At 57.3% G+C, this 15,979-nt stretch carries 10 protein-coding genes; 4 read left to right on the top strand and 6 right to left on the bottom strand.

Going from position 1 to position 15,979, the window contains the following annotated elements:
- Positions 1-202: 202 nt before the first annotated feature.
- Both M9920_10035 and speA read right to left on the bottom strand, forming a co-directional pair.
- Positions 203-886, bottom strand: coding sequence for a hypothetical protein (locus M9920_10035; GenBank protein MCO5052631.1), 684 nt, complete (start codon positions 884-886; stop codon positions 203-205).
- An 82-nt stretch (positions 887-968) separates the two neighbouring features.
- Positions 969-2,909: a biosynthetic arginine decarboxylase gene (gene speA / locus M9920_10030; GenBank protein MCO5052630.1), complete on the bottom strand. Its 1,941-nt coding sequence runs from the start codon at positions 2,907-2,909 to the stop codon at positions 969-971.
- Positions 2,910-3,013: 104 nt separating this feature from the next.
- Between speA and M9920_10025 the strand changes: the two genes are divergently transcribed.
- A complete protein-coding gene (locus M9920_10025; GenBank protein ID MCO5052629.1) occupies positions 3,014-3,775 on the top strand; it encodes a Nif3-like dinuclear metal center hexameric protein in 762 nt (253 codons plus the stop codon).
- A gap of 69 nt (positions 3,776-3,844) precedes the next feature.
- On the opposite strand, the gene M9920_10020 is transcribed toward M9920_10025, so the two are convergent.
- Together M9920_10020 and M9920_10015 are read right to left on the bottom strand one after the other, a co-directional pair.
- Positions 3,845-6,991, bottom strand: coding sequence for a hypothetical protein (locus tag M9920_10020; GenBank protein ID MCO5052628.1), 3,147 nt, complete (start codon positions 6,989-6,991; stop codon positions 3,845-3,847).
- Positions 6,992-7,067: 76 nt separating this feature from the next.
- The gene (locus M9920_10015) at positions 7,068-7,961 is read right to left on the bottom strand and encodes a prepilin-type N-terminal cleavage/methylation domain-containing protein (GenBank protein ID MCO5052627.1); all 894 of its coding nucleotides are present in this window, start codon (positions 7,959-7,961) and stop codon (positions 7,068-7,070) included.
- A gap of 245 nt (positions 7,962-8,206) precedes the next feature.
- Between M9920_10015 and M9920_10010 the strand changes: the two genes are divergently transcribed.
- Positions 8,207-8,596, top strand: a complete 390-nt coding sequence (locus M9920_10010; protein ID MCO5052626.1) for a hypothetical protein — start codon at positions 8,207-8,209, stop codon at positions 8,594-8,596.
- Here M9920_10010 and M9920_10005 read toward each other — a convergent pair.
- Positions 8,582-10,249, bottom strand: coding sequence for a site-specific DNA-methyltransferase (locus M9920_10005; protein MCO5052625.1), 1,668 nt, complete (start codon positions 10,247-10,249; stop codon positions 8,582-8,584). The genes M9920_10010 and M9920_10005 overlap by 15 nt on opposite strands.
- 279 nt (positions 10,250-10,528) lie before the next feature.
- Here M9920_10005 and M9920_10000 point away from each other — a divergent pair, with 279 nt between their 5' ends.
- Complete coding sequence (locus tag M9920_10000) at positions 10,529-11,287, top strand: PEP-CTERM sorting domain-containing protein (protein MCO5052624.1); 759 nt, start codon at positions 10,529-10,531, stop codon at positions 11,285-11,287.
- Positions 11,288-11,368: 81 nt separating this feature from the next.
- On the opposite strand, the gene allE is transcribed toward M9920_10000, so the two are convergent.
- The gene (allE, locus tag M9920_09995; GenBank protein MCO5052623.1) at positions 11,369-12,118 is read right to left on the bottom strand and encodes a (S)-ureidoglycine aminohydrolase; all 750 of its coding nucleotides are present in this window, start codon (positions 12,116-12,118) and stop codon (positions 11,369-11,371) included.
- Between the two features lie 268 nt (positions 12,119-12,386).
- On the opposite strand from allE, the gene M9920_09990 reads away from it, so the two are divergent.
- Positions 12,387-15,923 carry an autotransporter-associated beta strand repeat-containing protein gene (locus M9920_09990; GenBank protein MCO5052622.1) on the top strand — a complete coding sequence of 1,179 codons (3,537 nt, stop codon included), beginning with the start codon at positions 12,387-12,389 and terminating at the stop codon, positions 15,921-15,923.
- Positions 15,924-15,979: the final 56 nt, after the last annotated feature.

The following is a 15,979-nucleotide window of genomic DNA, read 5'->3' as shown; positions in this document are numbered from 1 at the left end:
GGTGGGGTCCGGATGGGGAATGTTGCCCCTATCCGCGAGGTTTTGGACTGCGGCCGCGCCGGTGCTCGTTCCGAACCAAGGACGGTCGTCCGTTTGACTCCAACGCTTGGCTTGAGGTTGGCAGGCCGCTGCGTCATGTCGGCGGCTATAGAAATACTTAAAAAGCCCCAGGTTGCGCCGCTCCCCATTTGCTCCCACGGATTCAGTCGTGCCGATGAAACACGCTGTCCAGAATGACCTCTTTCGTTTTCCAGAGCAGGGCCATGGTCAGTGAAACGGGCAGCAGCACCAGGAGCAGCAGCGCGGACTGACTAGCGCGTTGCAGACGGGCCAAAATTCCCAGCCAAAACTCCGGCAACTGCGGCATTCGCACGAGAAAAATGAACACGGCAGCCAGACCGATCAATCCCACCAGCAGAATCCGGTTGAGCCACGTAAACTGCCGGGTTTCCTGCCGCAAAGTTTCGTCAGGCAACATTTCGCCTAATCGTGCAATAACCAGATTCAAGTTGAACAGGAACAGCAAACCGGTCACGCAGATCAATCCAGCCACCAGCGAAAAAAACAGGTTGGCGGGCATCTGGCGCCACCAATACAAAAACGGACTGAGACCAAAATTGATCAACGCCATCAGGCGGGTGCGATCCAGCGCGCGGCGCCAGGGGCGTTCCTGCCGTTGGAACGCGCCAAACTGCCACAAGCCGTAGAGCAGCAAACCGGTGGTGACCAATCCGGGTACAATGCTCAAAGCGTTGAACCAGCCCAGCAGCGCCGTGCCGACGCCGACCAGCAACGCGGCGGGCAAGCCCCAAAACAACGCCGAGAGACCGCGCACCAGTTTACCGAGCGCGCGCCATAATTCGGGATCGGGAGAAGCATCCGCCATCGTCACCCGGAGAAATTACGGATTCCGACCGGGGAAACAAGCGCGCGCCTGAGTTCCGACGAGCAGAGGTCTCGATCCACCATCAAAAGGAGAGATAAGTGTAGCCTTTCAGGCCGCGCTCATAATCGTCGAGCAGGCGCATGGCTTCGTTGGGTTTGAGGCGATCCGATTTGATGGCCTCGTCCACCTGCGCCTTCATCTGGCGCTTCAACTCGTTCTCGTCGTATTGCACGGCGGCCAACGAGTGCATGATGGTGTTGCCCTCAATGATTTCCTCAATGTAATACCCCGTAGGCTCATCCGGTTCGAGGAAGACGTGCACTTCATTGACCCGCCCAAACAAGTTGTGCAAATCCCCCATGATATCCTGATACGCGCCCATCATGAAAAAACCGAGCCGGTACGGTTCGGCGGGGCCGATGCCGTTCAAGTGCAGCTCGTGCAGCGGCAGCGTGTCGCGCACGTTGCCCAGATTGATGAATTGATTCACCTCGCCATCCGAATCACAGGTGATGTCCACCAACGTGGCTTCGCGGGTGGGACGCTCGTTCAGCCGCGCCACCGGCATGATGGGAAACAACTGGCCAAACGCCCAATGGTCCAGCAGGGATTGGAACACGGAAAAATTGCAGAGGTATTGGTCGGCCAGACTGTCTTCGAGTTTGCGGATTTCCTCCGGCACGTACGACTGGCCTTTGAAGCTGTCCACCACCGCCGCGCTGATTTCCCAGTAGAGATGCTCGATCTTGGCCTTATCCGGCAGGTCCAGATGTCCCAGCGTGAACAACTGCTGCGCATCGTCCCGCCGTTCCTGCGCGTCGTGAAACGCCTCCAGTTTGTTCAGGCGGGACAGGTTTTCGCGGATGGCGCACAATTTCTTCACCAGCGCGTGATCGTCATCGCCATATTCAAACTTCACGCCGTTGCGGATTTTTTTGATGGCGCCAAATACCTCCACGATCAACACGCTGTGATGCGCGACAATCGCGCGCCCGCTCTCGCTGATGACGTTTGGATGCGGCACCTGCTCGGCGTCGCACACGTCGCCCAGGTAATACACGATGTCGTTGGTGTATTCCTGCAACGAATAGTTCGTGGAAGAATCAAACGCGCTGCGGCTGCCGTCGTAATCCACGCCCAGACCGCCGCCCACGTCCATGAACTCGATGGCAAAACCCATCTTGTAGAGCTTGGCGTAAAAGCGCGTTGCCTCCTGCACGGCCTTCTTGACGGTCAAAATATCCGGCACCTGCGAACCGATATGAAAGTGCAGCAACTTCAAACAATGGCCGAGGTTTTCCGCCTTGAGCATTTCCGTGGCGGTGATCAGCTCCACCGTGCTGAGACCAAATTTGGCGTTCTCGCCACCGCTCTCGGCCCACTTGCCCGCGCCCTTGCTCAACAGCCGCGCCCGGATGCCAATCAACGGCTCCACGCCGACCTGCTTGGAAATGGTGATGATGTGCAGCAACTCCTCGAGCTTCTCCACCACCATGATGACCTTGGTGCCCAGCTTGATGCCGATCAACGCCATGCGAATAAATTCGGCGTCCTTGTAACCGTTGCAAATGACCAGACAACCGGGATGATTTTGCATCGCCAGCCCGGCGAACAATTCGGGTTTGCTGCCCACCTCCAACCCGAACTCGTATGGCTTGCCCGCATCCAGGATTTCCTCCACCACCTCGCGCAACTGGTTCACCTTGATCGGGAACACGCCGCGAAATTTGCCGCGATACTTGAATTCGCGAATGGAGTTTTGGAACGCCCGGTTGATGGCTTCCACACGGTGCCGCAGGATGTCCTGAAACCGGATCAGCAACGGAAACTTCAGTCCGCGGCCTTTCGCCTCCTCAATCACATCAGTGATGTCCACCGTCGCCCCCGCTTCCTGCAACGGTTTGACGATCACGTGACCTTCGTCGTTAATATCAAAATAGCCTGCGCCCCAGCGGGGAATGTGGTACAGGTTGCGTGCCGTGGCGGTGCTCCAAGGCGCCGCCGCTTCAGAAGAATGGTTCATCTCGTACGATTCAACGAGCGCACTATAAAAACTCGCCGCCAGAAAGCAATCATGCTTACGCGAAAAAGTTTTCCTCGCGCGCGCCGGACTGCTTTCATTCCCTCATGGCAAAAACATCACTCGCCACGCTGGTCCGCTACTGCGACCGCTTATTGCGCACGGTGGAAGTCGGCGACTACGCCGGCGCGGTCAACGGATTGCAGGTGGAAAATTCCGGCAGCGTCAGCCGCATCGCCGCCGCGGTGGATGCCAGTCTCGCCACGGTGAAACTGGCGCGGGCGGCCCAAGCGGATTTGCTGCTCGTGCATCACGGACTGTTTTGGTCAGCGTCCCACCCGTGGACCGGTAAAAAATACGAACTGCTCCAGTCGCTCCTGACGCAGGATCTGGCGGTTTACAGTTCGCACCTGCCGCTGGATTTACATCCGCGCCTCGGGAATAACGCCCAACTGGCCCGCGCTTTGGGCTTCAAAACGGGCGTGCCGTTCTTCCCCAGCCACGGACAATACATCGGTTTGCAAACGACAGCCGCAGTGCCGCGCGAAACGCTCACGGCACGATTGGCAACCGCCACCGGCCACCAACCACTTTGCATTCCAGGCGGACCGGAAATTTGTCGGCGCATTGGCATCGTCACGGGCGGCGCGGGATCAGAACTCAAACTGGCGGCGACGGCGGGAGTGGACACGTTCATCACCGGCGAAGGGCCGCACTGGACTTATGCCCTGGCCGAGGAACTTGGATTGAACGTGTTTTACGCCGGCCATTACGCCACGGAAACATTCGGCGTCAAAGCGCTGGCGGCACAGTTGGCCAGGAAGTTTCACCTGCCGTGGGTCTTTTTGGATCACCCCACGGGACTCTAAAACCAGGTAAAAGAAAACCGGCGCCTGCCGTGGCAAGCACCGGTCTTCCCAACCACCACCCAAACCAAACTATTCCGCGAAAACCGTTTGCTGCATGATGCGGTAGAAGTGACTCGCACCGCTCAGCGTGGTGGTGGCCTTGAACACTCCCGGCCCGGTTTGGCTGATATTTGCGGAATTATCCGTGTTGTAACTGCCATCCACCGTTACCGCTCCTTGCAAACGGAGCTGGCTGGTCGAAAGGTCCGCCGGCGCGGTGAAGGTGATTTCCACATTGCCGCCCACGAGGGCGATGCCCGTGATATGAATCTCGATGGGCGCAGCCGCAATCGTCTCGACGCGGAGATCGTCAATGATGCCAAAGCTCATTTCCGCCGGATTCGGGTACGAAGTTGCGCTGTTGTTGAAGTTATCCGCCCAACCAACGAAAAGGTTCGGCCCGAGAGTTGTGGAACTGTCCGGAACACTGGCGATCAAGATGCCGTCTATCACCCAATACACGGTGTTGGTTTCGTGGCCAATGACCACGGTGTGCCAGGAAACGCCGAACGAGCCGACGTCAGTGGTACCCGCCTGCACTGGGTAGGCGGCGATCTGCGCTGCCGGAGCCTGAATGCCGCCCCAAATGGAGTAGTATTCATTGCCGGAAGAGCGCGGCGTTTCGGCTTCGGTGCTGCCGGCAGCATAAACACCGGACTCACCCAGCAGCACAAAATTGTCTGCGTAAGCGCTGGTGTCGCCAAACGCCGTCGTGGACTCGCCGTCACCGTTCATGTCGAACCAGATGCCGTCCGAGTTGCCCCCGGAAAATTGTGCGTGGTCGCCGGTGGTGCCGACGCCGGCGGTCAGGTGGTAGGTGGAGCCGGAGCCGCCGCCAGCAATCGGGCCATTGTAATTATTCCACGCCTTAAAGCGCAGCCGGTAATCACCGGTAAGATCGAGACCTAGCGGCGAAGCGCTGATGGCGTTTGCGTTGAGGCTGGGGCCGAGATTGGCCCGGAACACCAGACCTTTGGTCGTGCCGCCGGGTTTGGACGGCGGGACATAACCGGTAACGCTGTAATCCTCCGCAAACGTCGCCGTGGCATTGGCTGCGTCGAAAGCGTTGACCGCCCAGAGCGCCGAGGAATCGGTGTCGAAGTTGTCCGCGAAAAGCACGGTGCCCGCCGGATAATCGTCGTCAATGACGGTCACGTTGGCGACGGACGGAGTTCCCACCGTATAACTGCCACTGCCAACAGTGAGGTTCAGCGTTTCATCACCCTCGTAGGTGTCGTCGTCAATCGGCGTGACGTAAAACGTGGCGGTCGCGGCCTCGGCGGCGAGAGCAACACTGGCGGGCGCATTGTAATCCACGCCGTTGGCGGCCGTCCCAGAGTAACTGATATTGATGCTCAAAGCCGAACTGATGAGGCCCTTGCGCGAGAGCGTGAAGCCGAGTTTTTGGGCGGAATAACCTTCCAACAGACGCATTTCGCCAACCGGAGCAATCGAGATGGTGGCGGGTTCGTCGTCAAGGATACTGACGGTGGCTGAACCGTTGCCGATGGCGTAGTCCAGACTGCCATCAATGGTCAGGACGACCGTCTCGGTAAATTCAGCCTCGGAATCATCCGTTACCACTACCGGAATAACGGTCGAAACTTCGCCCGCCTGAAACGTCACCGACCCCGGTAACGCAACGTAGTCCGTGCCGCTGGTCGCCGTGCCCGTCACGGTGTAATTAACGGTCAAGGGATCGGCCGTATTGCCCGTGCGAGTCAGCGTAAACCCTCCATTGACGGGGCCGGCTTCGTTTCCATTGCTGCTGGTCGCGAGGTTGATCTCAGTTTGAGGTACCGTGAGATCAAAGGTCCCATCCGTTCCCGTGGTGGCAACAGTCGTTCCGCCTCTGGAAAAGATACGAAGGAATTCGGCGGGATTGCTGACCACGTAGAGATTGCCGGCGGCATCAAAAGCAATGTCTCGTTCGCTGTCTGTAGCAGGTACCGCAAAAACGGTCGCCAGCGTCGAGAAATCCGGGATGCCGTTGGTAAGTTGAATGGTCCTGACCCCGCCAATGGCCGCACCGCCCAGTAACGCAAGCGTTTTGCCGTCATAGGAAAGATCAATGGAAGTCGAATTCCGCAATAGATCGGCGCTCGCGCCAGTCTCGAGGCTTGCCGCCAACGAGTCCCAAACCAGTGTTCCGTCCTCGTCGAAGACGCGTAACGTTGCCGCGTCAGTTCCCGCTGAACGGTTAATGGAGAGGTAGAAATAATTATGCTCGCCGCCGCGCACCATGTTTCCCGTGTTGTTGGCGTTGTTGGACGTGGCCTGACTAAGCTTCACCGGACTAACCGTAGAAGGCAGTGGCCCCGAACCGATGTCATAGCGCCAAAACGAGTTGGCCGGAAGCAGATCTTCATCCATGGACCACACCGTTAGGTTATTGGCCGTGATGGCGCCCTCCACCCACATCATGGCGACGCTGCCATGATTCCCGCCGGTGGTGGCCCCAGCATCCCCGATGACGTCCAGCACGTTGCCAGCGGGGTTCTCGCTACTGACATCCAGATCCGTGTACCAAAGACCTCCCTGTGAATCCGAGTAATCGGCAATGTAAAGATTGTTGTCGTCATTATTGACGCGGAGCCGATAAGGCGAAGCGGCGCCGCCGTTGTCCCAGTTGAGCCCGGCGGTTCTAGGATTATCCCCCGTATCCAACGCGGCAGAATCGTCGGAGTTGAGCATGAATATACCTCGCCCGGTGTACCGCGATACGCCCGAGGTAGTCGTCGTCCCGGGCGAAGTGTTGGCAACGTAGATTCGCCCGAAAGTGGGACTGGACGGGTACTTGTTCACGGTAATCGAGCGCGGGTAGTAAAACTTGTTCACGTAGTACCCGCTGGGGTCCTGGTAATCGTCAGCACTCGATTGGGTGTAGCCAGCCGAAGCGGAACGCGTGACCTCCACCTTGATGACTCCACTATCCGTGAAATTGGCGGTGAGATCGGTGACGGTCAGACCTTTGACCCCCGCCCCGAGATCAATCGAGGTGGCGCCATGAACGATCTTGACGTTGTCCGCAGCTTCATTCAATCGAAACGAGACAATGCCCGCGTTGTTCGTAACATCGCATGCGTACGGTGTGGCTTGTAACGCCGACGGCGCCAAGCACATGAGCAATCCAAGCGCTGCGCCCACGGCGACCCGCTGTGTATTTATTGAGTTCATAGGAATGTTTGTTTTTGGTTCAGGTTTGCGATTAAAAGTTTGAGTGGAGAAATTCGCGGTGGCCGGTGCGGTTCGATCATCTGGGCCGGGTGGAGTGATCCTGCATCCAGGCAACGTCCACGCTGTTTGTCGCCGGGGTCACACTGCTCCCATCGTAACCCGTGCTCTTGATGGGGGTGCTGGTGCGCCCATCCCGCCAACGATGAATTTCGGAGTGCCCGTCCGCAAATGAGAGACCACCCGCGTTCCCGTGGTACCAACCCGGCATGTCCACCCAGCCGTACGCCGCCGGGGTCGTCGGACGGTAGCCCGCCATATTCTGCAAATAATTTCCCCAGTTAATCATGTCCTCGCGACCATCGAGGAAAATAAAAATCTGGCTGGCTCCCGGCACCGACAGCTCGCTGAATTTCAGATACACCCGGTAGGGAGTCATGTTTCCCGTCGTGATGGCTTTTCCACCAAAACCGCCTACGAACGCGTTCATGGCCATCGTCCGAATCCGCGGGCGGAACTGGCCTGACACGGTGACGCCCGCCCGATCCGATGGACACCGCCAGATCCCGAGGTTCTTGCCGCAATAAGGCCACATCGGACTTTTGTAAATGTCCACGTTGGGATCGTAGTTGGAGGCGTTGCCGGAGTTAAAATCCATCTTGCCAGTCACCCAGGTGGCGGCCCAGGACGGATGCGCGGGATTGTTCAGATTACCCACATCCGCACTCGCGTAAAGCAACGTGTCATTGTTGTCCTCCGAGTACATGCGCCAAGCGAGGCTCAACTGCCGGTGGTTGTTCATGCACTGCACGCCTTGCGCCTTGAGCTTGGCCCGGGAAAGCGCGGGCAACAACATGGCCGCCAAAATCGCAATGATCGCGATGACCACCAGGAGTTCAATCAACGTGAACCCGCTGCATCCCGACTGAATCTTCAGGGCGGGATGAGCCTTCGGCTTTCGATATGGCGTCATGGGCATCGTTTTTTGCTCAATCAATTCCTTCCGCATTCAGGTTTTACTCCACCGTTTTTCGCTTCAAGCTGCCGGACCGGGCCTGACTTGATGATGGACGCGGCTACTGTTTAATCGGATTTCCCAATAATGCAAGCAAATCAAACTAATCTGTCATTACATAATCATGTCGAATCCACCTGATCCGACGGGGCGTTTCCCGCTTGCGAAAGCGCGCGCGGTTTTCTACGAAGTGACGACAGAATATGTTTACCGCTCCGAAAATTATTCCGCGCCCGGTCATCATTGGCTTCTTCCTGCTCGGCCTCATGTCCAGCGTGGCCTTCCGCGCCATCATTCTGCTCCAAAAATACGAGCCGCGTTGGGTGCGGCCGGTCTGGTACTTCGGCGTACTCGGTTACCTGCTGTTCTTTCTCTATCGGTATTACATTTCCCAACGGCGCAAACGGGTCATCACTCACTTCAAGGTCATCGAGAAAATCCGCGATGGAGTGGCTTTGGCACCGGCGGAACGCGAAGCGGCGCTGTATCTCCTGAAATCCGTGCGCGCCTCCCAGGAAGATTGGAACTATCTCGCAATCTTCGTATTGTCCATCGCGGCCATCGCGCTCGACTGGTGCTTACCGGGAAAGTAAATTGGCCGCCAATCCCACCTTGGCGCGCTTGAAAGCGGCGCCGCGATTCGGATACATCCGGTCTATTTCGGTCAACAAACCCGGACGATCCGCCAGCACATCGGCTTCCGTGGGCAGGCGTTCCAAACGCTGCGCCAGTTGTTGGAGGTAAGACTCGACTTCCTTTTTGGTGAGATCAGAGCGCGAACGCGTCGTGGACGGTCGCGGCACGTTGAATTCGCCGAAGAGGTCGGCATGTTTGCGCAACGCCGCAAGTTTCTCATTGGCGATCCGCACGTAATCGCGATCCAACTCACTCAACACAAATTGGCGTCCTAATTTCAGCGCGGCAATCGCCGTCGTGCCCGCGCCACCAAACGGATCGTACACCAGGTCGCCCGGACGCGAAGCGAGCTTGATGATGCGCTCCATCAATTTCTCGGGTAATTGGCAGGGATGCGCATCACGATCGCGTTTGTGTCTGATCCGATGCACATCGAACCAGATATCCGACAACTCCACCTTGGCATCGTCACCGCGCGCTTTGCGTTGGCGAATACACTTGGCGCGCAAACAATACCGCGGCGCGTCCGGGGGCACAACCTCGCCGACCGTCGCCGCTCGCCCCAACGGCGCATAGTTGCAGACCGGTTTGCCACCGGGTTTCGTGAACCAAAGCAACGCATAGTGCGCGGGCATCAATTTCCCTCGCGGATCAGATAGCGCATCCCAGACGATCCAATGGCGAAAATCCAGAAAGCGCTGCAAGAAGGCGGCGTGATGCGTCGCCCACTTGGGCAGATTGAGCACTAACAAGCTCCCACCGGGTTTCAAGGCCGCGGCCATTCCTCCCAACCAACTCTCACACCACGCAAGATACTTTTCCTCCGCCAGCGCGTCGTCCCAGCGACCATAACGCTTTTCCAGATTGTAGGGTGGATCGGCAAAGGCCAGATCAAACCGGCCATTCGGATATAAAACCGCAGTGCGGTTGAGCAACGCGAGACAATCGCCTTCGTAAATCCGATCAGGTTCGATCTGTTTCAGTTCCGCGAAATTGCGGCTGCGACTCGACGTCAACTCGATGGGTGGAACCTTTGCTTTTTCGGCCGGCTTTTCCGCTTTCGTTTCCGGCGTCAGCATCAGTTGAATGTCCTCCAGCGATACGCCGGCCAGTCGGGCGATCCGCTCCCCAACTTCCGCAGGCACTTCAGTTTTCGAAAGCTTGCGTCTTGGCAAATCCCGCCACACGTCGGAGGGCGCGGTGCCGAGTGGATTAAGCAAATGCTTTTTGCCGCCCCAGTCCTTGACGTTTTCACCGCAGGCGGCGCAGGTTCGGTGCGGGACTCGCGCGGCATTGGGGTAAAGCCGGAACGGCGGCGGCGTTCGGCGGGCCGGATCGCGTTTGGTGAATAAAATCAAACCTTGATGCGTGGGTTGCAAAAAGCCGGTTCGCGCCCGGTCATGCAAATCGAGCGCAATCCAGTATTTGAATAACACCTGTTTGGCTAAAGTTTCCTCTCGGCGTAGCAACTCCGCCCAACCCGGCAAATCGGCCGGCTCGCCATAGAGGCACAGCCAACCGCCAACCGGCAACCGCGCCAAAGCCGTTTGCAGCCGCTTTTTTGCGTCAACCACTACCGATCCGACTTCGTGGCGAATAACCAGCAGCACGACCGGTGAATCAGTTCGCGGCAAACTGGTCGGAGCGATTGAATTGTTGGAATTTTCCATTGGGAGCCGCGTGAGTAATATCGCGTTATCGGAGGCGAGTTGTAATTAAAACCTCGTCACAAAGCAAATTCTTCCCGGGAGCGCATCCGCATTTTTCCGTACAGAATTTCGCTGTAAATACATCTTCATGTGGGTTTTATCGCCGCCGCATTAACGCTATAAACTATCCTGTCAGTAATTACATCAGCCCTATTATCGAATAGTAAACAGTACGGTCCTATGAAATTAAAAATTGTTCCCCTAATTGCCATCCTCGGCACCGGAGCGTGGTCGCTCTCCAGCCAGGCCCAAGTGCTCGTGAATGAAACCTTCGATTACGCGGATACCACCGCCATGTTGCTCAACTGGAGCGGCGGCGGCAGTGGTGCCGGTGGCACCTTGAACACCGAGGCCGGCTTGAGCGCTCCATCCGGCGCGCACGACGGCACTGCCTCTTTCCATGTTTGGTCTGGTCCGGCCTTTTCAGTCACGCCAACTGATGCGGCGCCTTTGGTGCTATCCGGCGACCTCTGGTTCTCAGGTACGGGCGGACAGCGAAATACCATCGGTCTGCGCACCGGAGCGGATCCGTTGTTCGAAATTGGCTTCTATAATCAGGCTGGGGCTAACGGATTATCGGCGCGCATCTTAAACTTCGCGGGTAACGAAAATTGGATTGAATTGGCAAGCTATACCAGCTTGGGTGCCGGCCAAGAACAATGGATCCGCTTTGAAGCAACTTTCGCAGCCACCACCCTGAATATCCGGTGGGATCTTGGGGCGGATGGAACGTGGGACGGACTGTTAAGTTCATCGGGGGCGAATGCAACCGGCGTCTTTTCCGATCTGCGTTTTGGCGGTCCCTCCGGAGTCTCCTCCGCTGGTGGCAGCTTCTTGGTGGACAACATCAAACTGGAAGTTGTTCCCGAACCGGCCAGTGCAGCTTTGTTGGGTTTGGGATTGAGCGGCCTGCTCGCTTGGCGGCGCTCCCGTCGGTAATCAGAACGGCAACCAACTCTTGACGAAACCAAGGCCGGCTTGAAAAAGCCGGCCTTTTTGTCATGTCCACCAAACCGTCGCTCACATCGGATCGCGATTAACTTCCTGATAAACCAGCCAGGTCGCTGGCGCGTTTCCGAGTGGCGCAAACCAATACGGCGAGTAAGCCCCCAGCCAGATCGCATCCCCCGCCTGCACGGGATGAAAATCCTGGGCCAGCCGACAAATACCCTGTCCGTGAATCATTAACATGCCGCGCTCCGCACTGTGGCTTTCAACAGCGGGAATGACCGCCCCCGGTGAATAGGTGACCCGGTTCACCGCCAGATCGAAAGCCGGCGCATCGGGCAGCAACTTCTGAATCTGAACCGCCTCATTGCGACGCTTGGGTTCACCTTTGATTTCACGTTCGTGACTGAGAAAAGGTTCGGGCGCCGCCACGGCTTTGAGCGCCAGATACCGCTTTTGAAATATCAGCAGTTTCAACGGTAACGCTTGATTGTTTTTCAGCAGCAAGTCGCTGCCCGGCGGCAGATAGACAAAGCTCCCCGGCTCCAAACGGTGGCGCTTTTGCGTCAGATCAATCGTTCCCGTCCCGGCCAGCACCTGGATAAAATACTGATTCGCGCCGGTGTTGCCCTCCCCGACTCGCTCGCGTTCCAGGGTGACTTCCAATTGCGTAAAGCGCGGCCCGAGCAGCGCGGGAGAAACCCTCACCACACACGCGGCGTCTTTCCAGCCGGGCAAGGGGCGTGCCACCGCGCTGTCCGGGGTCAGCAGCGCGTACCGTGATTTAATCACCGTCCGGGTTGTTGCAAACAAGTCAGTCATAATTCCCACTTTCAGCTAACGATCTCTTCCCCTTCATCGCCGGTTCTTTCCTCAACCTTTCTTCAGGTCAACTTAAAGCTTTCGGACACCGCCACGGCGACCAAAACAAGCTTGGAAATATAAGGAAGCGGCGGCGGCAAGAGCGATGGGAAAATTCAAAAATTCATAAATTTCAGATTGTCAATCAACGCCAACTGACTAATAATCGTCCGCGTTCGCCATAAAGCCCAATGATTCAGACAAACCAGACAGACAAGTAATAACCGTTATGAAAACCAGAGCCTATCATCACTATCAAAAACTGCGGGGACTGCTGCTCGCCTTGGGCGGTTCGCTGCTTATTTCATCCGCATTGGCGACGCCTTACGCGTCCCAAGTGACCAGAAGCGGAAATACTGTTTCCTTCGTGCTCAATCATCCGGCCGCGGGTATCACCGTGCTGCGTGATGGGGGCAATCCTGTGACGCCCGCCATAGATGCGACCGCTGCCGGAACCAAGACGTTCGACATGACCGGCTTTAGCACCTACTCGATCATTGTCACCGGAAATACAACCAAGGCTTGGACGCAATACGTTCCGGACGGCTTGGACCGTAATTTTTGGCACCCAGACAGCGTGGCGATTAACAAGAATCCAGCGAGCACCAACTTTGGGAAAGTCTATGTGGCCAACAACAATCTGGCCACTCCCGGCATGACTGGTGGCGGGCGTTTGACCACGGATGGCATCTACGTCCTGAACGCCAACGGTCAAGCCATCAGCGGCCCGCACACCGGCGGACTGGAAATGGTATCCGACGGAAACAGTTATCTCAACCCGTTCAAAATAAATATCAATCCGGACGATGATTGCGTTTACGCAGCCAACTTATATGACGATTTGGCTTACAGCTTTAATGAGGACTTGAGCGTTGCGACCTCGCTCATTGACGGTTCCAACAAAGGCGCCGCGCAATGGGTCGGAAGCATCTATGCCTCTGGCTCACGTGCTACTGGAGACTTGACGGTTTATCTCCTCAGCCCCAACTACAATGATTCACAGAAGGGAGTCATTGCTTACGAATTAGGCAGTAATGAAGCGGTGGCCCCAAACGACTTGGGCACTCAGATGCTGGGTCCCGACTGCTTCATAAACGGCACGGCCAACGTCTTCTATCCGAGCGAAATTGACCGTGATAGCCAGGGAAACTGGTACACCAGTTGTTATCGCGCCACCGTGGATCAAGCGCCTGACATCAGTAAATTTGACGGATCGCAGGAGTGGCCCATCAACACCGTGGCTTGGAACTCGGACGGCCGTCATGACTACGTTCGGGGCATCGGCGTCAACGAGGCCGGTGGCACCGTGGCCACCGGGCGGTTTGTCAGCGGCTCCGGCCAAGTGTATTTCTACAGTCTGGCCGACGGCACTTTGCAGGACACTTTTGACATCGGCAACATCTGCTTGGACGTTGCTTTTGATATCGCGGGTAACATGGTGAGCGTGGACAACTCGACTGAATACGCCCGGTTTTGGTCGCCCGGCGGATATTCCGTTGCCACCACCAAATCCGACGGCACCTTTGAACTTTACACTCCGCCCACACTCACCGTGCGAGCGGACGAGGACGCGGAAGCTTCGGAAGAAGGGAGCGATCCCGCCGTGTTCACCATCACCCGTTCCAAGAACTTGGACGAAAATTTAGCGGTTCATTTCACCTTGGGCGGCACAGCGACAAGTAACGTGGACTACACCGTGTCCGTTGCCAGTCCGTTCGTCCTCCAAGCGGGAATGGCGAGTACCAATATCACCATTACCCCCATTAACGACAACGATCGGGAAGCCACGGAAACTGTTATTTTGAACCTGGCCCAAAACGATGCCTACTACTTGGGCAACCCCAGCACGGCTACCATCAATATCATCGATAACGATGGTGCGGTACTTTACTGGGACGTAAACGGTCCGGCGATAGGCGCCACCGACGATTTTTCCGGATCCGCCGAAGGCACTTGGGGAAGTGGAAATACTTGGAATTCCGTCGTGGACGGTACTGGAGCCACTACAGCTTGGATCCCCGGCGCCGCGGCGGTGTTCTCCGCGGGCGATAACGCGTATGGACAATTCACCGTCACCATCAACGGTACCCAGACCGCTGATTTCCTGTCTTTCGAAGACGGCTACGTCACCTTGGACGGCGGCACCTTGAACCTGGGTAACGCCGACGGCACCCGCGTAACGGATGGAATGATTGGCACGATCAATTCGGTACTCGCAGGAACGACCGGTTTGCTCTATGACGGCCCCGGCACGCTCGAACTGGGTGGCAACAACACCTATAGCGGCACCACGGAAATCCGAGGCGGCACTTTGCAAATTGGCGCCGCCGAACGCATTCCCAACGGATCCACCGTTAAAATTGGCGCCACTGGAAAGTTCAGTTTACAAACTTTCGACGAAACCATCGGCGGGTTGGCCGGAGATGCCGGAGCCATCTTGGAGAGCTACGGCGGGATTCTGACCTTCGGCGGAAATAACGCCGACACGACGTGGGACGGAGAAATCAACAATAATCTTCCGGTAACCAAAGTAGGTTCCGGCACCACCACGCTAACCACTGGAACAATCATTGACGATCTTTACATCAACGCCGGCACCATTGCCATCGCGGATGCGGCACGCTTGGGCAGCTTCTATTCGGTGGCTTTGGACAATGGAGCGGTACTGCGTAACACCTCGGCAGCAGTGGGTGGCAACTTCATCCAGTCCGGAAAAACGATGACCATTGGCGCCGGTGGCGGCACGCTGGATCTTCCCACCAGCGGGGCCATTCTCTTCGTTGGAGATGGCAGCCCCATTTTGGGCACTGGAACCCTGACCAAGACCGGACCAGGCGAATTGCGAACTTATGGCGTGGAACATTCCTTTGGTAAATTGGTCGTCGCCGCTGGCTTGTACACCGTCGGCCACTCCACCGCCATCGCCTATAACACCGGCTTTGGTGGAATCCCAGAAACCCCGCTGGCCGACGCCATTACCATCATGAATGGAGCGCAAATCCGCAAGGCCGGCGGAAATAGCATCGCGCTGGACTCGAATCAAGGCATCACCCTGGTGAACGGCGGCACGTTCCGCTCATTTGCGGGCGACGTCGGGGCGGGCACCTTCGAGATTCCCAGCCCCATCTCGGGCACGGGACCGCTCACCTTGGGGGTTTCGGCAGATGCCGCGCCAGTGTTTATTTTGAGCGGAAACAACACCTACTCCGGCGGCACCTTCGTCAACGCCGGCGTTACCGACGTCCGGGTGGATGGCGGATTGGGCACGGGCGATGTAACGGTCACCAACGGAGCCACCTTGAAATTGAGCCAGGGCACGGCGAATGCCTACATCAATTCGCAGGCTACCTTGAGGCTGATCGGCGCGGCGCCGGTTGTGAATCTCGACTTCACCGGTGCACCCAATACGATCAAGGGGCTCTCCTTCGGTGGCGTCCCGCAAGCCGCCGGCACCTGGGGCGCGATTGGTTCTGGCGCTGATCATGAAAGCGCGTTCTTCACCGGAACCGGCATGCTCAATGTGACGAGTGGCGGCACGGCCCCGCAACCGGTGACCGACATGCAAATCACTGGAGCGGGAGCCGGTACGGCGACCATTAACTACTCCGGCGGCACGGGCAACCAGTTCGTTCTGTTGCGCGCCTCCGTCGTCACCACACCGCTCAACAACTGGGAACGGGTGGCCACGAACACGGCCGCCGCCGGCTCGTTCTCGATTGCGATTGGAGCTGAGCCTCAAGCGTATTACCGGATTCAGAGTGAGTAACCTCCTCTGAAGCTCAGTGCGTTCCCGTCAGAGCCGGATTGAAAAATCCGGCTCTT

It is taken from the genome of Verrucomicrobiia bacterium, assembly GCA_023953615.1.
Classification (GTDB): Bacteria; Verrucomicrobiota; Verrucomicrobiia; order Limisphaerales; family JADLHS01; genus JADLHS01.
The sequence above is the reverse complement of the archived record's forward strand: the minus strand, read 5'-3'. Positions and strand labels throughout refer to the sequence as shown.